At 64.1% G+C, this 17,499-nt stretch carries 22 protein-coding genes; 11 read left to right on the top strand and 11 right to left on the bottom strand.

Going from position 1 to position 17,499, the window contains the following annotated elements:
• Positions 1-257 (top strand): ABC transporter C-terminal domain-containing protein (locus tag AB3N21_RS20545; RefSeq protein ID WP_367936952.1); only part of this gene is annotated, 257 nt, incomplete at its 5' end.
• Positions 258-344: 87 nt separating this feature from the next.
• Here the strand turns inward: AB3N21_RS20545 and AB3N21_RS20540 are convergent.
• A complete protein-coding gene (locus tag AB3N21_RS20540) occupies positions 345-632 on the bottom strand; it encodes a putative quinol monooxygenase (protein WP_367936951.1) in 288 nt (95 codons plus the stop codon).
• Between the two features lie 91 nt (positions 633-723).
• Between AB3N21_RS20540 and AB3N21_RS20535 the strand changes: the two genes are divergently transcribed.
• Positions 724-1,077 (top strand): winged helix-turn-helix transcriptional regulator, encoded by a 354-nt coding sequence (locus tag AB3N21_RS20535; protein ID WP_367936950.1) that lies wholly within the window; start codon positions 724-726, stop codon positions 1,075-1,077.
• 65 nt (positions 1,078-1,142) lie between these two features.
• Here AB3N21_RS20535 and AB3N21_RS20530 read toward each other — a convergent pair whose 3' ends face one another.
• The 4 genes from AB3N21_RS20530 to tyrS form a co-directional block, all read right to left on the bottom strand.
• A complete protein-coding gene (locus AB3N21_RS20530) occupies positions 1,143-1,688 on the bottom strand; it encodes a sugar O-acetyltransferase (protein ID WP_367936949.1) in 546 nt (181 codons plus the stop codon).
• A 10-nt stretch (positions 1,689-1,698) separates the two neighbouring features.
• Positions 1,699-2,454 (bottom strand): 3-hydroxyacyl-CoA dehydrogenase, encoded by a 756-nt coding sequence (locus AB3N21_RS20525; protein ID WP_367936948.1) that lies wholly within the window; start codon positions 2,452-2,454, stop codon positions 1,699-1,701.
• On the bottom strand, positions 2,427-3,383 hold the full coding sequence (locus tag AB3N21_RS20520; protein WP_367936947.1) for a GNAT family N-acetyltransferase: 957 nt from the start codon (positions 3,381-3,383) through the stop codon (positions 2,427-2,429). Before AB3N21_RS20520 ends, AB3N21_RS20525 begins: the two co-directional genes overlap by 28 nt.
• Positions 3,384-3,555: 172 nt before the next feature.
• The gene (tyrS, locus tag AB3N21_RS20515) at positions 3,556-4,809 is read right to left on the bottom strand and encodes a tyrosine--tRNA ligase (protein ID WP_367936946.1); all 1,254 of its coding nucleotides are present in this window, start codon (positions 4,807-4,809) and stop codon (positions 3,556-3,558) included.
• Positions 4,810-4,929: 120 nt separating this feature from the next.
• On the opposite strand from tyrS, the gene AB3N21_RS20510 reads away from it, so the two are divergent.
• Positions 4,930-6,054: an anhydro-N-acetylmuramic acid kinase gene (locus tag AB3N21_RS20510; RefSeq protein WP_367936945.1), complete on the top strand. Its 1,125-nt coding sequence runs from the start codon at positions 4,930-4,932 to the stop codon at positions 6,052-6,054.
• Here AB3N21_RS20510 and AB3N21_RS20505 read toward each other — a convergent pair.
• Positions 6,020-6,910, bottom strand: a complete 891-nt coding sequence (locus tag AB3N21_RS20505; protein WP_367936944.1) for a fatty acid desaturase — start codon at positions 6,908-6,910, stop codon at positions 6,020-6,022. The genes AB3N21_RS20510 and AB3N21_RS20505 overlap by 35 nt on opposite strands.
• Positions 6,911-7,028: 118 nt before the next feature.
• Here AB3N21_RS20505 and AB3N21_RS20500 point away from each other — a divergent pair, with 118 nt between their 5' ends.
• A complete protein-coding gene (locus AB3N21_RS20500; RefSeq protein WP_367936943.1) occupies positions 7,029-7,922 on the top strand; it encodes a hypothetical protein in 894 nt (297 codons plus the stop codon).
• Between the two features lie 10 nt (positions 7,923-7,932).
• Here AB3N21_RS20500 and AB3N21_RS20495 read toward each other — a convergent pair whose 3' ends face one another.
• Positions 7,933-8,352: a cupin domain-containing protein gene (locus AB3N21_RS20495; RefSeq protein ID WP_367936942.1), complete on the bottom strand. Its 420-nt coding sequence runs from the start codon at positions 8,350-8,352 to the stop codon at positions 7,933-7,935.
• A gap of 88 nt (positions 8,353-8,440) precedes the next feature.
• Between AB3N21_RS20495 and AB3N21_RS20490 the strand changes: the two genes are divergently transcribed.
• The 6 genes from AB3N21_RS20490 to AB3N21_RS20465 all read left to right on the top strand — a co-directional run bounded on the left by AB3N21_RS20490 (position 8,441) and on the right by AB3N21_RS20465 (position 14,061).
• Complete coding sequence (locus tag AB3N21_RS20490; RefSeq protein WP_367936941.1) at positions 8,441-9,859, top strand: YdiU family protein; 1,419 nt, start codon at positions 8,441-8,443, stop codon at positions 9,857-9,859.
• Between the two features lie 165 nt (positions 9,860-10,024).
• The gene (locus tag AB3N21_RS20485; RefSeq protein ID WP_367936940.1) at positions 10,025-10,744 is read left to right on the top strand and encodes an endonuclease/exonuclease/phosphatase family protein; all 720 of its coding nucleotides are present in this window, start codon (positions 10,025-10,027) and stop codon (positions 10,742-10,744) included.
• A 113-nt stretch (positions 10,745-10,857) separates the two neighbouring features.
• Entirely contained in the window at positions 10,858-11,271 is a 414-nt protein-coding gene (locus tag AB3N21_RS20480) for a Fur family transcriptional regulator (protein WP_171174133.1), read from the top strand.
• A 136-nt stretch (positions 11,272-11,407) separates the two neighbouring features.
• Positions 11,408-12,292, top strand: coding sequence for a DMT family transporter (locus tag AB3N21_RS20475; protein ID WP_367936939.1), 885 nt, complete (start codon positions 11,408-11,410; stop codon positions 12,290-12,292).
• Positions 12,293-12,465: 173 nt separating this feature from the next.
• Entirely contained in the window at positions 12,466-13,740 is a 1,275-nt protein-coding gene (gene eno, locus AB3N21_RS20470) for a phosphopyruvate hydratase (protein WP_367936938.1), read from the top strand.
• Between the two features lie 153 nt (positions 13,741-13,893).
• On the top strand, positions 13,894-14,061 hold the full coding sequence (locus tag AB3N21_RS20465; protein ID WP_171174127.1) for a hypothetical protein: 168 nt from the start codon (positions 13,894-13,896) through the stop codon (positions 14,059-14,061).
• Between the two features lie 73 nt (positions 14,062-14,134).
• Here the strand turns inward: AB3N21_RS20465 and AB3N21_RS20460 are convergent, their stop codons facing one another.
• Positions 14,135-14,407, bottom strand: a complete 273-nt coding sequence (locus AB3N21_RS20460; protein WP_367936937.1) for a glucose-6-phosphate isomerase — start codon at positions 14,405-14,407, stop codon at positions 14,135-14,137.
• Between the two features lie 195 nt (positions 14,408-14,602).
• Between AB3N21_RS20460 and AB3N21_RS20455 the strand changes: the two genes are divergently transcribed.
• Positions 14,603-15,115, top strand: coding sequence for a GNAT family N-acetyltransferase (locus AB3N21_RS20455; protein ID WP_367936936.1), 513 nt, complete (start codon positions 14,603-14,605; stop codon positions 15,113-15,115).
• Positions 15,116-15,118: 3 nt separating this feature from the next.
• Here AB3N21_RS20455 and AB3N21_RS20450 read toward each other — a convergent pair whose 3' ends face one another.
• The 3 genes from AB3N21_RS20450 to mazG form a co-directional block, all read right to left on the bottom strand.
• Positions 15,119-15,568 carry a GNAT family N-acetyltransferase gene (locus tag AB3N21_RS20450; RefSeq protein WP_367936935.1) on the bottom strand — a complete coding sequence of 150 codons (450 nt, stop codon included), beginning with the start codon at positions 15,566-15,568 and terminating at the stop codon, positions 15,119-15,121.
• The gene (locus AB3N21_RS20445; protein WP_367936934.1) at positions 15,565-16,506 is read right to left on the bottom strand and encodes a nucleoside hydrolase; all 942 of its coding nucleotides are present in this window, start codon (positions 16,504-16,506) and stop codon (positions 15,565-15,567) included. Before AB3N21_RS20445 ends, AB3N21_RS20450 begins: the two co-directional genes overlap by 4 nt.
• A 109-nt stretch (positions 16,507-16,615) precedes the next feature.
• A complete protein-coding gene (gene mazG / locus AB3N21_RS20440) occupies positions 16,616-17,449 on the bottom strand; it encodes a nucleoside triphosphate pyrophosphohydrolase (protein WP_367936933.1) in 834 nt (277 codons plus the stop codon).
• Positions 17,450-17,499: the final 50 nt, after the last annotated feature.

The raw sequence follows: 17,499 nt of genomic DNA, 5'->3' as shown, positions 1-17,499 counted from the left end.
TAGGATCACATCTCTCCCCTGACACCGGTCTGCCATCTTCTTATCTACATCAAAGCCTTTGTGGCTCAGGACCACCACGACATCGGCGCCGGCATCGCGTACTTCATTTTTTAAAGCATCCGGCGACTCCCGAGATATACCCCCGCGAGCCGGACAAGTTTCAGAAGGCGACCGAGGCGCTGGTTCAGCGGCAGGAAAAGCTTGCAGCCGCCGAGGAGGAGTGGCTGGTGCTGGAAGAGAAATCCGAGGCGGGATAGTCTGCTTTGTACCGGGTTTCGACCTGGGTTCTTCCGTTTTGTACCAAATCCGGGCCGTCCGGACGGCCCGGATTTGAGTGTCGACGCTCAGCCGATCCCGGTCATTTCGTTCAGCGTGAACTCGGCCACTGCCCCGTCGGTCGCCGCCATGTAGGCGGCCAAGTGCGGGGCGTTCATGTGGGTCTGCCAGAGCTCTCGATTCTGCCAGTTTTCGTAGAACACGAAAAAGCCTGGGTTGAAGTTGTCCACATGCAGATCGTATTGAATGCAGCCCTCTTCGGCGCGGGTGATCGGGATCAGCTTTTCCAGTTCGGCGCGCACCAGCGCTTCCTTGCCGGGTTGGGCGGTGATCTGAGCGAGGATGGTCAGCGGCATGATTAATTCTCCGGTTCAGTTGTGCTGGCGCAGATTTGCGCGCCCGGTGTATGATCCGCAAGTACGCACAATTCATGAGGGTAGGTACAAAATGGATACTGTTGGAGCACCGGAGCGCTCAGATCGTTTTGAGACCTATGATTGCAGCGGCGGCTGTCCGGTCGAGGCGGCGCTGGAGCAAATCTCGGGCAAATGGAAGGGGCTGGTGATCTATCACCTGCTGGCCGATACGATGCGGTTCAACGCCCTGGCTCGCGCGCTGGGGAATGTGACGCAGCGCAGCCTGACCAAGCAACTGCGCGAGTTGGAGGCTGACGGGATCGTGTCGCGCAAGGTCTATGCCGAGGTGCCGCCAAGGGTGGAATACAGCCTGACCGAAAAGGGTCAGGCGCTGCGTCCGGTGATCGAGGCGCTGGCGACCTGGGGGCAGAACAGGGCGTTGTGATGGCGGCTTGGTCCGTTCGTGGGCCGGGCTTTTCGTGCTGTAGCAAACCGGGCGGTGGCGGGCGATCAACCGATGTTTCGCGCCGGGCTGCCCACGACGGTGGCGTCGGCGGGCACATCGCGGGTCACGACGCTGCCCGCTCCGACGATCGCCCGGTCGCCGATGGTGACGCCGGGCATGATGATCGCGCCGCCGCCGACCCACACGTTTTCGCCGATGGTGACGGGCAGGGCAATTTCCAGCCCTTCCGCCCGCCGGGCCGGGTCCTTGGCGTGTTGGGCGCAGTAGATCTGTACCGCCGGGCCGAACATGGTGTCGTTGCCGATCCGCACCGGGGCGGTGTCGAGCACGACGCAACCGGCGTTGAAATAGACCCGATCCCCCAGCGACAGGTTGATCCCGTAGGCGCAGTGGAACGGCGCCTCGATAAGGCAGTCCTGCCCGAGTGCGGCGAAGAGCGCCGCCAACTCGGGCGCCATGGGGCCGCGATCATCGGGCGGGCAGGTATTGTGTACGTGAACGGCGCGGCGGGCGCGCTGGCGCAGCGCCTCCAGTTCGGGGTCGAGGCAGCAATACCAGTCGCCGGCCTCCATTTTCTGCCGCTCGCTCATGAGGCGCGGTTTACCGCATCCTGAGCGCGCCGTCGATGCGGATGACCTCGCCGTTCAGATAGCCCATCTCGACGATGAACCCGGCCAGACGTCCGTATTCGCGCGGATCGCCCAGGCGGGCGGGGTTGGGCACATCGGCGGCGAGCTGCTGCTGCACCTCTTCGGGCAGGCCGGCCAGCATCGGGGTCATGAAGATGCCCGGCGCGATGGTCATCACCCGGATACCGGTCGAGGCGAGATCGCGGGCCATCGGCAGGGTCATGCCCACGACGCCGCCCTTGGATGCCGCATAGGCCGCCTGACCCTTTTGTCCGTCAAAGGCGGCGATCGAGGCGGTGTTGATGATCACCCCGCGGGCGCCGTCGGGTTCTGGGTCATTCTTTGCCATCTCGGCGGCGGCGAGGCGCGAGACGTTGAAGGTGCCGACCAGATTGATGTCGATGGTGCGTTGGAACGCGTCCAGCGGGTGCGGGCCGTCCTTGCCCACGGTTTTGATGCCGTAGGCGATCCCGGCGCAGTTCACGCATGCGGTGATCTTGCCCATTTTATCGACGGCATGGGCGATGGCAGCAGCGACCGACGCCTCATCCGTCACATCGGTCTGGGCGAAGTGCCCGCCGATCTCGGTGGCGACCTGCTGGCCGCGCTCGGCGTCGCGGTCGAGGATGGTGACCTGCGCGCCGTTCTCGGCAAAGTGGCGGGCGGTGGCCTCTCCCAGCCCCGAGGCGCCGCCGGTGATCACTGCGGATGTGGTGTTGAGCTGCATGGCGGTTTCCTCTTCCCCCGATATGAACGTGTGTTCAGATAATCGACGGAGGGGGTGTCTGTCCAGCCGCTCTGCATCAGGCGTGCATCGAGCGCGGCAAGGGGACGCAAGGTTTTGCCGAGGCGCGGCCACCAGAGCCAGGTGCCGCCAAGGGGGCGGGCCTGCGCGCCGGTGCCCAGTTTGAACCGGGCGAGGCCGGGTGCGTCCTCGGTCGAGATCAGGCCGAGATCGAGGCGGTGATACCCCTTGCGCGCCAGCCAGCGCATCGCCTCCCACATCAGCAGGGTATGGGCCGAGTGATGCCGTCCGCGCGCGGTGGTGTGGCCGATGTGGTAGGTGGCGGCCCGGCCATGGCAGAGAAACAGCATCGCCGCGACCGGGGTTTTGCCCGCGAATGCGGTGAAGAGTTTGGCCTGGCCGGGGTTTTCGCGTGCATAGGCCAGCGTCAGATCGGTGGGCCAACTGCGGTAGCCGCGCTGGCGCTGCTGTGCGGTGTCTTCCTTGAAGAGCCAATGGGCCGGGTCGAGCGGCATGTTTTGCCGGGTGACCCGCAGACCCTGCTTTTCCACATGCACCAGCCGGTTGCGCCATTTGCCGCGCAGGTTGGCGCGCAGGTCGCCGGTCAGGTCCAGTTCGGCGAGTGTGGCGGGGCTCATCACTGGGACCGCGCCGAGACGGGCCAGATCGGGAGTGGAGTTGTCGGGGCTGAGAACAAGAAGCGTGTTTTGCAGGCCCGCTTTCTTGAGGAGGTCGGGAAGTGCGTTGGGGCAGGGGCGGCTGCGCGCCAGCGTGGTGACGGGCAGGCCGCAAATACAGCGGCGCAGGGCAAGGGTACCATCGGGCAGGGTCAGCGGCGGCCGCCCGATGGCGCGCAGGGCGGCGGCGAATTCGGGGCTTTGTTGCAGGGGCGGGCTGGTGGCATCGAACATGGTCGCCATTAACCGGGCAGAAACCTAAATCGCGGTTAATGCCGCTCATGACAAAAGTGTTCGGTATGACGGCGCCAACCCCGCGCATGACAAAGGCGGCCGCCTTGTTGTTGGCGACCGCCTTGTCGGTTCCGATTTTCGTGGTGCTCAGCCTGATCGGCTGGTTGGTTGGTTAGCCTAGCTGGACCAAAGCGTGGCGCTTCTTGCCCGCGCTCAGCTTGATGGGAGAGGTCAGGGCCCCGGCGTCGATCATCAGCCCGGCATCGGTCAGCGGTGCGTCGTCCATGCGGGCGCCGTTCTCGGCGATCAGGCGCTTGGCCTCCTTGCCCGACTTGGCGAGGCCGGATTTCACGATCAGCTGCACGATAGAAATCCCGTCACCCAGTTCATCCGCGTTCAGCGTCAGGGTTGGAAGATCGTCGCCAATACCACCCTTTTCGAACACTTCGCGCGCGGTGGCCTCGGCGGCGGCAGCGGCCTCGCGACCGTGCAGCAGCGCGGTGACCTCATTGGCGAGGATCACCTTGGCGGCGTTGACCTCGGAGCCTTCCAGCGCGCCCAGACGGTTGCATTCCTCCACCGGCAGCTCGGTATAGAGCTTCAGGAACCGGCCCACATCCGCGTCGGTGGTGTTGCGCCAGAACTGCCAGAACTCGTAAGGGCTCAGCATGTCGCCGTTCAGCCAGACGGCACCGGATTGCGATTTGCCCATCTTCTTGCCGTCCGAGGTGGTCAGCAGCGGCGAGGTCAGGCCGTAGATCTCGTGATCCAGCACCCGGCGCGTCAGGTCGATGCCGTTGACGATGTTGCCCCACTGGTCCGAGCCGCCCATCTGCAGGATGCAGCCATAGCGGCGGTTCAGTTCAAGGAAGTCATAGGCCTGCAGTATCATGTAGTTGAATTCGAGGAAGCTGAGCGATTGTTCGCGGTCCAGCCGCGATTTCACCGATTCAAAGGCCAGCATCCGGTTGACCGAGAAATGCCGCCCGATATCGCGCAGAAAATCGAGGTAGTTGAGGCCGTCCAGCCACTCGGCATTGTTCAGCATGAGCGCCACGTTGTCGGCGCCGCTGTCATAGTCGATATAGGCCGCAAACACCTTGCGGATACCGGCGATATTGGCGTCGATCTGTTCCGGCCCCAGCAGCGGGCGTTCATCGGCGCGGAAGGACGGATCGCCCACCTTGGTGGTGCCGCCGCCCATAAGCGTGATCGGCTTGTGGCCGGTTTTCTGCAGCCAGCGCAGCATCATGATCTGGATGAGCGAGCCCACATGCAGCGACTCGGCGGTCGCGTCGAACCCGATATAGGCGGGCTGGCATCCCTGTAACAGCGCCTCGTCGAGGCCCTGGTAATCGGTGCAGTCGGCGAGAAAGCCGCGCTCCATCATCACAGCGATGAAATCCGATTTGGGATGGTAGGTCATGTCTTGCCTCGGGTCTGAATTGCGTTGCACGGTATAAAGGGCATTCCGGAAAGTGGAAACCGGGTATCGGTGCAAAAATACGCGGCAGAACGAGGCGGCAGGGAACGGAAGGACAAGGCCATGAACAAGGCCATATCGAAGGCCGGGGCAGTACGGGCGCTGGGGGCGATGTCTGGCACGTCTCTGGATGGGGTCGACGCCGCGATGGTCGAGACTGACGGGCTGTCGATCTTCGACTTCGGTGACAGCCGGTACCGCTCTTATTCCGAAGAAGAACGCGCGGTTCTGCGCGCCAGTCTGGGCAAGTGGCAGGGGGAGGAGGTCGAGGCCGCCGCCGCGCTGACCACCCGTATCCATGCCGAGGCGCTGGCAGGGATCGAGGACGCCGAACTGGTCGGCTTTCACGGCCAGACGCTGGCACATGATCCGCGCGGGCAGGGCACCTTGCAGGTGGGGGATGGCACGGCGCTGGCCGATGCGCTGAAGGTGCCGGTTGTGTGGGATTTCCGCTCGGACGATGTGGCCATGGGCGGCGAGGGCGCGCCGCTGGCGCCGTTCTTTCACTTTGCCTGCGCCAAGTGGACGGGCGCGACCGAGCCGCTCTGTTTCCTCAACCTGGGCGGTGTCGGCAACCTGACTTATGTGGACCCGGGATTTGACCGCCCGGAAGAGCCGGGCGCGCTGCTGGCCTTCGACACCGGGCCCGCCAATGCACCCGTGGATGACTTGATGCGTGCGCGGCTAGGGTTGCCGATGGATCGCGACGGGGCGGTGGCGATGAAGGGCACGGTTGAGACTGGCGCGCTGGAACTGTTTCTGGCTGAGCCCTATTTTTCGCGAATGCCGCCCAAATCCCTGGATCGAAACGATTTTGCCGAGATGATCGGGCTGGTGAAAGAGCTGAACGATGCCGATGCCGTCGCCACGCTCACCGCCATGTGTGCCGCCGGAGTGGCGCAAGGGATGGAGCATTGCCCCAAATCGCCCAAGCGCCTGCTGGTCACCGGCGGCGGGCGTCATAACCCGGTGCTGATGGAGATGCTGCGGGTGTCGCTCGATTGTCCGGTCGAACCGGTGGAAAGCGTCGGGCTGAACGGCGACATGCTTGAGGCGCAGGCCTTTGCCTATCTTGCCGTGCGTGTGGCCCGGCGCATGCCGACCTCGTGCCCGGGTACCACCGGTGTGAAAGCGCTGGTGGGCGGCGGGATCGTCAGCGTGCCAGCGAGCGTGCGTAGTCTGACGTGAATTCGATATAGCCGTCCGATGTGGATTTCAGATGCGCCCGGGTCCAGTCGTGGAACGCGGGCAGCTTGTGGAAGGGGACGTTCGGAAGCGCGTGATGTTCGGCATGATAGGGCATGTTCCACGCCAGAAACCGCACGATCCGGTTGGTGAAGGTGGTGCGCGAGTTTTCCAGCATGTTTGCCACCAGCGGGCACAGCCCATGTTCGGCCAGCAGATAGAGCCGCAGGACGGGCTGGCCGATCAGCAGCGGCAGCAGCCAGATCCAGAACAGCACCGGCGAGGCCAGCAGGCTGAGCGCGGCAAGCGCATAGAGCGCCAGCAAAACCCGCGCCTCAAGCCGCATCGCACCGTGCTGGCGCGCGGGCAGGTAGGGCGCGTCGATGCGGCCAAAGGCGTTATTCACCAGCGTGCCGGCCATGCCTTTCCAGTAGAACCAGCCGCTGAGATAGATGAGCAGGCTGGCCCGGCTGTCAGGGCGCGGCTTGCCCGCCAGTTCCGGGTCACGCGCGGGGTCGTTGGTCCATTTGTGATGCGCCAGGTGGAAATAGCGGAACCAGACGAAGGGCAGGGCGATGAGCAGCGCCACCAGATGCCCCACCGCCTCGTTCAGCCAGCCGGACCGGAACGGCGTCTTGTGGGTGCATTCGTGTGACAACGTGAAAAGGAACACCAGCAGAATGCCCTGCGGCAGCAGGAGAACGGGCCAGAGAGGTATGCGCGTGGCAATCCCCGCCGTGCATAGCAGGAGCGCGCAGAGATAGAGCGCCAGATGGCGCAGCCCGAGCCCGTCCGACCGCTCCATCAACGTGGCGCGGGTCTCGGCGGGCAGGGATTTGATCAGGGCCGTGTGATCCATGGTGCACAGCCTGCCGCGTCAAAGCCTCACTCACAAGCCCGGTCGCAGGGGATTCTTGTCAGATCGCCTGTTGCGGGTGATGATGCCCCCATTGGTAGACTCCGGTGGAGGGTTGAAGATGATTTCAGAACAGGAATTTCATGTACTTGAACAGGATGCCGACAGCGGCCTGCCGTTTCAGGTCAGCCTCAGGGCGATCAACAAGAGTGTCGGACTTGCCGCTTTCGGGTTGCCGTTTGCCTTGCTGGTGGCAGGTGGGCTTGGCGGAGCCTGCCCGACCATCGATTCGATCAGCCATTATTACTTCACGCGGATCGGAGGCGATATTCTGGTGGGCGCGCTCAGTTTCATCGGCGTGTTGCTGTTGTTCTTCTACAAGCTGCCGGATGGGCAGACGGGTACGACGGGCCGGGTGGACGGGTATCTGGGGCACAAGCCGTTGGATATCTGGCTGGCACGTCTGGCCGGGCTCTGTGCCTGGGGTGTGGCGTTTTTCCCGACCGATGGAGCGGGCTGCGAGTCGTTCGGCGGCAGCACGGCGCGGGTGTTTCTGAACGATGTCACGGGCGGAGATGCGTTTGATCCGCCAACGGTGACCGGTGTGCCGGGGTTCGATTTCTGGGCGGGCACGGGGGTTACGAACGTGATCCTGACCAATCTGCATTTCATCTCCGCTGGGGGCATGTTCCTGATCCTGGCCTATTTCTCGATCGTCGTCTTTCGGCGCCCGCAGTCCAAAACCTGTGCGCTGCGGGCCGAGAACAAAGAGATTCGGCTGGGCGCGAACAAGGGGCGCCGCAACCGTTGGTATCTGATCTTTGGCGTGCTGATCCTGCTGGCGATCGCGGCGCTGGTCATAAAGGCGCTGGTGTTCCGGCCGGGCACGAGCGGGCTGGACTGGTGGAACCGCAACGATCTGACCTTTTGGTTCGAGGCGCTCGCGCTGGTGGCGTTTGGCCTCAGCTGGAGCATGAAGGGACGGCTTTGGCCCTTTGGCCGGATGGCGGATTGATCCCTTGAGGTCAGCCGCGCGGGATGTCGAAGCCGGGTTCGGCCAGTTCGAACCCCTCGAACCGGAAGCCCGGTGAGACGGTGCAACTGACCAGCGTGTAGTCTCCGGTGCTGCGGGCGGCCTGCCAGTGGTTTTTGGGCACGATCAGTTGCGGGGCGCCTTGGCTCAGGTCGGGGGTCAGCAAATGGTCCCGCGCCGGGCCACCCCGGGTGGCGCTCATCGACAGCACCAGTGGGGCGCCCGAATGATAGAGCCAGATCTCGGTGGCATCCACCTTGTGCCAGTGGCTGACCTCGCCCGCCTGCAGCAGGAAGTAGATACAGGTGCCGGTGGCGCGGCCTTCATTCCCGGCAACCCATGTCTGGCGGTACCAGCCGCCCTCGGGATGGGCCTGCAATTGCAGATGGTCGATGATCTCTTGCGGGGTCATGGGCGCCTCGTCGGTTTTCGATGCGATTATGCAAGGCGCGCGCAGGATCCGCTATGGCAATCCTGCATCTGAGGCATATGTTCGGCGCATGACCCTGACGATCCCGTTCGATAACTCTTATGCCCGCCTGCCGGGCGCCTTCTACGCGCAGCAAGAGCCGGAACCGGTGGGCGCGCCTAAGCTGGTCGCGTTCAATGACGATCTGGCCCGGCTGATGGGGATCACCCCCGGCGAGGTCGGGGAGATGGCGCAGACCTTTGCGGGCAACGCCATTCCCGATGGCGCGCAGCCGCTGTCGCAGCTTTATTCCGGCCATCAGTTCGGCCATTACAATCCGCAACTGGGCGACGGGCGCGCGGTGCTGCTGGGCGAGACGGTGGGCAGCGACGGGATCCGCCGCGACATTCAGCTCAAGGGCTCGGGCCGCACGCCGTTTTCGCGGCAGGGCGATGGCCGCGCGTGGCTGGGGCCTGTGCTGCGCGAATACGTGATCTCGGAGGCGATGCATGCGCTCGGCATCCCGACCACCCGGGCACTGGCTGCCGTGGAAACCGGCGAGGTCGTGCTGCGTGAGGCGCCGATGCCCGGCGCCGTGCTGACCCGCGTAGCACAAAGCCATCTGCGGGTCGGCACCTTTCAGGTCTTCGCGGCGCGCGGCGATCTGGCCAGCCTGAAGGCGCTGACCGACTACGCCATTTCCCGCCATTACCCGGACGCGCAGGGCCCGATGGGGCTGCTCAAATGCGTCCGCGACGCACAGGCTCGTCTGATCGCGCAATGGATGAGCGTGGGCTTCATCCATGGGGTGATGAACACCGACAATTGCTCGATTGCGGGTGAGACCATCGACTACGGCCCCTGCGCCTTCATGGACAGCTACCATCCGAACACGGTCTACAGTTCCATCGACCGGATGGGACGCTATGCCTATGCCAACCAGCCCGATATTGCGGTCTGGAATGTGGCCCAACTGGCGACCGCCCTGATCCAGCAAATGGAGGACAAACAGGCCGCCGTCGAGGAAGCCACAGAAATCGTCCACGCCATGCCCGATCTGCTGCAGGATCACTGGCTGACCCGCTTTCGCGCCAAGATCGGCCTTGCCACGGCGGAGGACGACGATTTGCAACTGATCTCCGACCTGCTGACCCGCATGGCACAGAACCAGGCCGATTTCACCAACACCTTCCGCGCGCTCGGCACCGGGACCGCCCGCGGCCAGTTCACCGACCCCAGTGCCTATGACAGCTGGGCCGAGACCTGGCAGGCTCGCACCGCGCGCGAGGTCGCCCCCCGCGCGACGATGCGCACCGCCAACCCGGCCTTCATCCCGCGCAATCACCGCGTCGAACAGATGATCCAGGCCGCTGTTCAGGGCGACTATGCGCCGTTCCAGCGCCTCAGCGCCGCCTTGTCCACACCCTATGACGATCAGCCCGACTACACCGACCTCACCCGCCCGCCGGCGGACTCAGAGGTTGTCCGCGCCACCTTCTGCGGCACCTGATCCTTCTTCTGTTCAAAAATATCCTCGGGGGTGAAGCCCAGATGCAATCCGGGCGAGGGGGCAGACAGCCCCCTTCTTTCACGCTTTCCACCACAGAATCGGTCAGGGCCTTGCACTGCCCGATGGCAATGGCAAACTAGGAGATACCAGAAAAACCGGATTGCAATGACCAGACCCGATTCTCCGCGCCCCGATACCTTGCGTCTGGCCAGTTACAACATCCAGAAATGCGTCGGCCTCGACCTGCGCCGCCAGCCGCAGCGCATCCTGCAGGTGCTGGATAGGCTGCGCGCGCAGATCGTGGTGCTGCAGGAGGCCGACAAGCGCCTGCCGCCGCGCCCGGCGGCGCTGCCGCATTTCATGCTGGACGAGGCGGGTTGGCAGATCGCCGATCTGGGCGGGGCGGGCAGTCTGGGATGGCATGGCAATGCGGTGATCTGGCGGGGCCCCGATATCACGGTGCGCAAGACCGGCCATCACGATCTGCCGGGGTTCGAGCCGCGCGGCGCGGTGCGGGTGGAGTTCGACACGGTTCTTGGCCCCCTGCGGGTCGTCGGCCTGCATCTGGGCCTGCTGGCGCGGTCCCGGCGCGAACAGGTGATCCACATGCGGCAGGACAGCCGCGCCCTGTCCGACATGCCCACCGTCTGGGCCGGGGATTTCAACGACTGGTCGCGCCAGCCGGTTCTGGATCATCTGGTGCCCGACATGCGTTTTCTGCCGCCGCTGCCCAGCTTTCCGGCGGCGCAGCCGCTGGGGTCGCTCGACCGCATCGCGCTCAGTTCCGGGCTTTCGGTGCGGGCCCATGGCGTGCATGCCGACCGCCCGGCGCATATCGCATCCGACCACCTGCCGGTCTGGGCCGATCTGCGCCTTGCGGGGTGAGCAGCCTGACGACCCGGCACCTGCACAAACCGCTTGGCGCAGATCACAAAACCCTGTAGCCGTCCGCGCCCGGACGTATTAAACCAGTGGACCAGAAACCGAGGGGAGGCATCATGCCGGACACGATCATCGCCCGATGCGAGGCCAAGGGCCTGCGGATGACCGGACAGCGCCGGATCATCGCCCGGGTGCTGCAGGAGAGCGATGATCACCCCGATGTCGAAGAGCTCTATGCCCGCGCCTCGGCGCTGGATGACGGGATTTCGATCGCAACCGTCTACCGGACCGTCAAATTGTTCGAAGAAGCGGGGATCCTCGAACGGCTCGAATTCGGCGACGGGCGGGCGCGGTATGAGGATGCAGAGCGCGACCACCACGACCATCTTATCGACCTGAACTCGGGTGAGGTGATCGAATTCGTCGATCCCGAGATCGAGGTGCTGCAGGAAAAGATCGCAGCCAAGCTGGGCTACCGCCTCAAGGGGCACAAGCTGGAGCTTTACGGCGTTCCGATCAAAAAGAGCTAGGGTCAGGACGCATCACGAAACGCGATGGGGCGCCCAACGTCATTTCATCGAACTTGCCGCAATATCGCTTGCCGTGATTGGAACCATGCGGTTTTGGTGGTCTGGATGTCCGGCCCCGGAACCGATGGAAACGCGCATGAACAACATAAACGGCATCCTGCTGGTGATCGCCTCGATGGCGGCTTTCACGCTTGAGGACATGTTCGTCAAGCAGCTCTCGGGTACCGTTTCGACCGGGCAGATCCTGGTGGTTCTGGGGGTGGTCAGCTCCATTGTGTTTCTCGGCATGGCGGTTGTCACCCGCAAACGTATCTTTCTGCGGCAGGCCTGGCAGCCGATTCCGTTGCTGCGGGCCGCGACCGAGACCGTTGGGGCGCTGACCTTCGTGACCGCATTGTCTCTGGTCGATCTCTCGACCGTGGCCGCCGTGTTTCAGGCCTTGCCGCTGACCATCACCATGGGCGCGGCGCTGTTCATGGGCGAGCAGGTGGGGTGGCGCCGGTGGAGCGCGATTTTTGTGGGCTTCGCGGGCGTGTTGCTGATCATCCGGCCCGGCACGGACGCGTTCCAGCCCGAGTCGCTTTTTGTGGTGGCCACGGTCATCGCCATCGCCGCGCGCGATCTGATCACTCGACTGATCGACCCCAGGGTGCCCTCGGCGGTGGTCGCCTCGCAGGCCTATCTGGCGCTGATCCTGTCCGGCGCGGCGCTGATGCTGTTCACCTCGGAACCGGTCGCGCCGCTGCAGCAAGGGCAGATCTGGCCCTATGCCGGGGCCCTGGTTTTTGGTGTGCTGGGGTATTATGGCATCGTCACCGCGATGCGGGTGGGTGAGGCCTCGGCAATCACCCCGTTCCGCTACACACGGCTGCTATTCTCGATCCTTGCGGGTATGCTGGTCTTTGGAGAGAGGCCCGACACGCTGACCCTGCTGGGCGCGTCTCTGATCATCGGGTCGGGGCTTTACACCTTTGTACGTGAACGCCGTCTGGCCCGCGAGATGGCGCTGGCCGCGGCCTGACCTGCGGCCTGCTGCCTCAGATCGGAGATTTGCCGCCGGTTGTTGGCGCAAACACCGAGGCATTCGCCTTAAACCGCCGCTTCCCCATGTGTTAGCGATAACAATCCCGGTTTACTTTTCACCCGGTGCTGCTATGACGCTGGCAACTCAACGCATAGTCAGGGATCGGCTTCATGAGCACCATTATCGACATCCACGCGCGCGAAATCCTGGACAGCCGGGGCAATCCCACGGTTGAGGTGGACGTGATCCTGGAGGACGGCACCATGGGCCGCGCCGCCGTGCCCTCGGGCGCCTCGACCGGAGCCTATGAGGCGGTGGAAAAGCGCGATGGCGACAAGGGCCGGTATCTGGGCAAGGGCGTTCTGGAGGCGGTTGCAGCCGTCAACGGTGAGATTGCCGAGGAACTGGTGGGGTTTGATGCGACCGAGCAGGTAGCCATCGACACCACGATGATCGAGTTGGACGGGACCGAGAACAAGGGCCGTCTGGGCGCCAACGCCATTCTGGGCGTGTCGCTGGCGGTGGCCAAGGCGGCGGCCGATTTCACCACCCAGCCGCTTTATCGCTATGTGGGCGGCACCTCGGCCCGGGTGCTGCCGGTGCCGATGATGAACATCATCAATGGCGGCGAACATGCCGACAACCCCATCGACATTCAGGAATTCATGATCATGCCGGTGGCTGCGGACAATATCCGCGACGCGGTGCGCATGGGCTCGGAAGTGTTTCACACGCTCAAGAAAGAGCTGTCGGCGGCGGGGCTGAGCACCGGCATCGGCGACGAGGGCGGTTTTGCCCCCAACATCGCCTCGACCCGTGAAGCGCTGGATTTCATTCTGAAATCGGTCGAGAAGGCGGGCTACAAGCCGGGTGAGGAAATCTATCTGGCCCTCGATTGCGCCGCGACCGAGTATTTCAAGGATGGCAAATACGTGCTGTCGGGCGAGGGCAAGACGCTGAGCAGCGACGAGAATGTTGCCTATCTGGCGGCGCTGGTGACCGACTATCCGATCATCTCGATTGAGGATGGCATGTCCGAGGATGACTGGGACGGCTGGAAGGCGCTGACCGATGCCATCGGTGACAAGGTGCAGCTGGTGGGCGACGACCTGTTCGTGACCAACCCGGCGCGTCTGGCCGACGGTATCGGGCGGGGCTGCGCCAACTCGATGCTGGTCAAGGTGAACCAGATCGGCTCGCTGACCGAGACCCTGCGTGCCGTCGATATGGCGCACCGGGCGCGTTACACCAACGTGATGTCGCACCGCTCGGGCGAGACCGAGGATGCCACCATCGCCGATCTGGCCGTGGCCACGAATTGCGGTCAGATCAAGACCGGCTCGCTGGCGCGTTCGGACCGGCTGGCCAAGTACAACCAGCTGATCCGGATCGAGGAAAGCTTGGGTGAAGTGGCCGAATATGCAGGCCGTTCGATCCTGAAATAACCCGGGCCGAATGCGGCATCACAAACCCCCGTCGATGTGGCGGGGGTTTTGCATTTCCGCGACGTCATATGGCCGGTTTGATCGACGTCAACGCCTGGCGGTGGGGCATATGTTCATCCTTTTCGCGACGTCCCGGAGTGAAAGGAGACCGATATGACCCCGACAAGATTGTCCATGCTGGCGCTCACTGCGTTTCTGACTTTGCTTGCGGCCTGCACCGAGCCTGAGACCTATCCGGTCAGCGGCGAGGAATGCGGCCCGACCGACCCGGTTCAGGAACTGGACGCTAGCGATTGCGTGGTGTTGCCCCCGGCGACCTGATCAGGCCGATTGACACCACGACCCACGCTATGGACCCCGCCGGACCTGCCTCCGGCGGGGTTTTTCGTTCTTTTCAGCAGGCGGCGGTGTAATAGGTGCCGTCGCCCCGCGCATAGGCGCATTGCTGGGTCCGGTTGTTCTGCGCCACAACGGTACCGGCGGCGGCACCGGCAAGGGCGGCGATCAGGCGCCAGTCGTCATCGGCTTCGAGCACGTCCGCCGCGATCAGGCCCGCAGCCGCGCCGCCCGCAACGCCTGCCACGGTGCGCTGCTCGGGTGTGAGCGTGTCGCAGGCCGATAAGGTGACGCTTGCAAGGCTCAATGTACCTATCATCCAGAACTTCATGGATCATCTCCGTTGTCTGTTTTTACTCCGGGCGCGAAGTCGTGCAGGCCCGGACGGACAGAACTTAGTGTTGATGCGGGGCTATGTTTCGAGCAGGAGCCAATTCTTGCCGGAACGGTTCCGGGCGGGCGGGGCTTCGCCGGGATTGCAACGCCGGGGCCCGAGTTTAAACTTGACCGGTACCGGAGAGAGACAATGGCGCAGCTTACCGTCAGACAGCCGCAAAACGATCGTGACCACGCCGAGGTGCGGGCGCTCTGCCGCGCTTATCGCGCCGTGTTGGCCGAGCGTTGGTCCGATCACCCGCAGTTTCTGCACCGCTATTACAACAGTGATACGTTCGAGGATCTGCTGACCCGCCTGCCGGAGCTGCACAAGGCGCCCGAGGGCGCGATCTTTGTGGCGGATCTGGAGGGGCAAGTCGTGGGCTGTGGCATGACCCACCGGGTTGCTGACGGGGTGTGCGAGATCAAACGGGTCTATGTCAGCGAGGCCGCACGCGGCCACGGCGCGGCGCGGGCGATCTGTGAGGTAGCGATGGCGCAGGCCCGGCGCGACGGGTATCGCCGGATGGTGCTGGACACAACCACGCGGCTGCATGAGGCGATCGGGCTTTATGAAAGTCTGGGCTTTGACCCGATTGCGCCATTTTATGATCCGCCCGATGATTTTGCCGAGAACCTGCTGTTTTTCGGCCGGGATCTGTAAGGGTCAGAGCGGTTTCGTCATCAGCATGTAACGCTCGCGCGCCTTGAAGCCGGTGCGCAGGTAGAGGCGCTGGGTCTTTTCGTTTTCGCGATCCACTTCCAGATGCAGAGCCTTGACGCCCGCCGCCGCCAGAGCCTTGGGCAGGTCCAGCAGGATTTCCGAGGCGATGCCGCGCCCGCGCACGGCCGGGCGGATGTAAATCTCGTCCACGAACCCGTCCATGCCACCAAACTCGACCGACCAGCCGAAAGTGATGACGATATAGCCCAGCGGCGCGCGGGCAGGGCCGATCAGGTAGACGCAGCCATGCGGAATGCCTTCGAGCAGCGGCAAGAGTGCGTCGCGGCGTGTCTCATCGGTGTCCTGCAGGCCCTCTTCGGCGTGAAAGGCGCCCACGAGGGACATCAGCCGGTCGAGGTCATCGGGGCGGGCAAGGCGTAGCGCGGCACTCATAGCCGGGCCAGCCGTTCGGTGAGCAGAGCAAAGAACCCGTCCGCATCCAGATCGCCCATGAAGAGCGCGTTGGGCGCGCGGTCGGTCACGCCCCACCAGTCGGCGACGGTCATGCCGAGGGTCAGATCGGATTGCGTCTCGATCTCCACATTGACACGGCGGCCTTTGAACAGCTCGGGCCGGATCAGATAGGCGGTGACGCAGGGATCGTGCAAGGGGGCGCCTTCGGAGCCGTATTTTTCCTTGTCGAAACGTTCGAAGAAATCGGTCATTTCGGCCACGGCGATGCCGACGCCGCTGTCCAACGCGCGAAAGGCGTCGTTGCGGGGCTTGGTGACCAGTGCCTTGTGGGTGACATCGAGCGGCATCACCACAATAGGAGCGCCGGATTTGAACACGATATCAGCGGCTTCCGGGTCGACGTAAATGTTGAATTCGGCCGTGGGCGTGATGTTGCCCACCTCGAAATACGCCCCGCCCATCAGCACGATCTCTTGCACGCGGGTGACGATATCCGGGGCCTTCTGGAAGGCGGTGGCGATATTGGTGAGCGGGCCCAGCGGACAGAGCGTCACTGTGCCGGGGTCGTGGGCGCGCAGGGTGTCGATGATGAAATCGACGCCGTGGCCCTCGGCCAGCGGCATCTCGGGATCGGGCAAGACGGGGCCGTCGAGTCCGGTCTTGCCATGTACATGTTCGGCGGTGACCAGCTTGCGTTTGAGCGGTGCCTCGCAGCCCGCATGGACCGGCACATCCGTCTTTCCGGCCAGTTCGCAGACGATGCGCGCGTTCTTGGCGGTCAGGGCCAGGGGCACGTTGCCGGCAACGGCGGTGATGCCCAGCAGCTCGATCTCGTCGGGGCTGGCCAGCGCCAGCAGGATCGCAACCGCGTCGTCCTGTCCGGGGTCGGTGTCGATGATGATCTTGCGCGCGCTCATCTGCGGCTCCTCGCTTGCGAAGCGGGACAGTTGCATTCCGGCCCGCCCTTGTCCAGAGGGCGCGCGGGTGCATAGGCCGGGCTTTGCGTATTTGGAGCAAGAAGAAGCATCAGGCGGTGATCTTGCCGGCCTGTTTCTCGTCGTGTTTGACCTCGTCCCAGAGCGCGTCCATCTCATCGAGCGTGCTTTGCTGCGGGGTACGTCCGCGCGCGGCCAGGCGCGCCTCGACCTGCGTGAAGCGGCGGGTGAACTTGGCGTTGGTGCGGCGCAGGGCGGCCTCGGGCTCGATATCCAGATGGCGGCCCAGGTTGACGATCACAAAGAGCAGGTCGCCGAATTCGTCCTCGAGCGCGTCGGCATCCATGCTGTCGCGCGCCTCTTGCAGTTCGGCGGCCTCTTCGGTGATCTTGGCCAGCACGAAGCTGGCATCGGGCCAGTCGAAGCCGACGCGGGCGGCGCGTTTTTGCAGCTTGTGGGCGCGCAGCAGGGCGGGCAGGTTGGCGGCGACGCCGTCCAGCGCGCCTTTCTGTTCCTTGCCTTCGCGCTCGGCGGCCTTGATCGCCTCCCAGTCGCGGGTCTGCTGTTCAGCGGATTTGTCGCGATTCTCGTCGCCGAACACATGCGGGTGGCGGTCGACCATCTTGTCGGACATGGTGCGCACCACGTCCTGAAAGCCAAAATGCCCGGCTTCTTCGGCCATCTGAGCGTGGAAGACGGATTGGAACAGAAGGTCCCCCAACTCGCCCTTCAGCTCGTCCCAGGCCTGCCGTTCGATGGCGTCGGCGACCTCGTACGCCTCTTCGATCGTGTAAGGCGCGATGGTGGCGAAACTCTGCTCGATATCCCAAGGACAGCCCGATTGCGGATCGCGCAGGCGGCGCATGATTTCCAGCAGGCGTTCGATCCCGGCGTCGGAGTCGTGGATCAGCGGGTTTTCTGGCATTGCGAAGGCCCTCGTTCCGGTGTCAGATGCATCCATCCCGCAGTCCGGCC

Source organism: Ruegeria sp. (assembly GCF_040830605.1).
In the GTDB taxonomy this organism is placed as follows: domain Bacteria; phylum Pseudomonadota; class Alphaproteobacteria; order Rhodobacterales; family Rhodobacteraceae; genus Ruegeria.
The sequence above is the reverse complement of the archived record's forward strand: the minus strand, read 5'-3'. Positions and strand labels throughout refer to the sequence as shown.

Bases quoted from the DNA above. Each gene is read 5' to 3' on its own strand.
- AB3N21_RS20540 (WP_367936951.1), bottom strand. From the start codon at position 632: ATGCCGCTGACCATCCTCGCTCAGATCACCGCCCAACCCGGCAAGGAA.
- AB3N21_RS20535 (WP_367936950.1), top strand. From the start codon at position 724: ATGGATACTGTTGGAGCACCGGAGCGCTCAGATCGTTTTGAGACCTAT.
- AB3N21_RS20530 (WP_367936949.1), bottom strand. From the start codon at position 1,688: ATGAGCGAGCGGCAGAAAATGGAGGCCGGCGACTGGTATTGCTGCCTC.
- AB3N21_RS20525 (WP_367936948.1), bottom strand. From the start codon at position 2,454: ATGCAGCTCAACACCACATCCGCAGTGATCACCGGCGGCGCCTCGGGG.
- AB3N21_RS20520 (WP_367936947.1), bottom strand. From the start codon at position 3,383: ATGTTCGATGCCACCAGCCCGCCCCTGCAACAAAGCCCCGAATTCGCC.
- tyrS (WP_367936946.1), bottom strand. From the start codon at position 4,809: ATGACCTACCATCCCAAATCGGATTTCATCGCTGTGATGATGGAGCGC.
- AB3N21_RS20510 (WP_367936945.1), top strand. From the start codon at position 4,930: ATGAACAAGGCCATATCGAAGGCCGGGGCAGTACGGGCGCTGGGGGCG.
- AB3N21_RS20505 (WP_367936944.1), bottom strand. From the start codon at position 6,910: ATGGATCACACGGCCCTGATCAAATCCCTGCCCGCCGAGACCCGCGCC.
- AB3N21_RS20500 (WP_367936943.1), top strand. From the start codon at position 7,029: ATGATTTCAGAACAGGAATTTCATGTACTTGAACAGGATGCCGACAGC.
- AB3N21_RS20495 (WP_367936942.1), bottom strand. From the start codon at position 8,352: ATGACCCCGCAAGAGATCATCGACCATCTGCAATTGCAGGCCCATCCC.
- AB3N21_RS20490 (WP_367936941.1), top strand. From the start codon at position 8,441: ATGACCCTGACGATCCCGTTCGATAACTCTTATGCCCGCCTGCCGGGC.
- AB3N21_RS20485 (WP_367936940.1), top strand. From the start codon at position 10,025: ATGACCAGACCCGATTCTCCGCGCCCCGATACCTTGCGTCTGGCCAGT.
- AB3N21_RS20480 (WP_171174133.1), top strand. From the start codon at position 10,858: ATGCCGGACACGATCATCGCCCGATGCGAGGCCAAGGGCCTGCGGATG.
- AB3N21_RS20475 (WP_367936939.1), top strand. From the start codon at position 11,408: ATGAACAACATAAACGGCATCCTGCTGGTGATCGCCTCGATGGCGGCT.
- eno (WP_367936938.1), top strand. From the start codon at position 12,466: ATGAGCACCATTATCGACATCCACGCGCGCGAAATCCTGGACAGCCGG.
- AB3N21_RS20465 (WP_171174127.1), top strand. From the start codon at position 13,894: ATGACCCCGACAAGATTGTCCATGCTGGCGCTCACTGCGTTTCTGACT.
- AB3N21_RS20460 (WP_367936937.1), bottom strand. From the start codon at position 14,407: ATGAAGTTCTGGATGATAGGTACATTGAGCCTTGCAAGCGTCACCTTA.
- AB3N21_RS20455 (WP_367936936.1), top strand. From the start codon at position 14,603: ATGGCGCAGCTTACCGTCAGACAGCCGCAAAACGATCGTGACCACGCC.
- AB3N21_RS20450 (WP_367936935.1), bottom strand. From the start codon at position 15,568: ATGAGTGCCGCGCTACGCCTTGCCCGCCCCGATGACCTCGACCGGCTG.
- AB3N21_RS20445 (WP_367936934.1), bottom strand. From the start codon at position 16,506: ATGAGCGCGCGCAAGATCATCATCGACACCGACCCCGGACAGGACGAC.
- mazG (WP_367936933.1), bottom strand. From the start codon at position 17,449: ATGCCAGAAAACCCGCTGATCCACGACTCCGACGCCGGGATCGAACGC.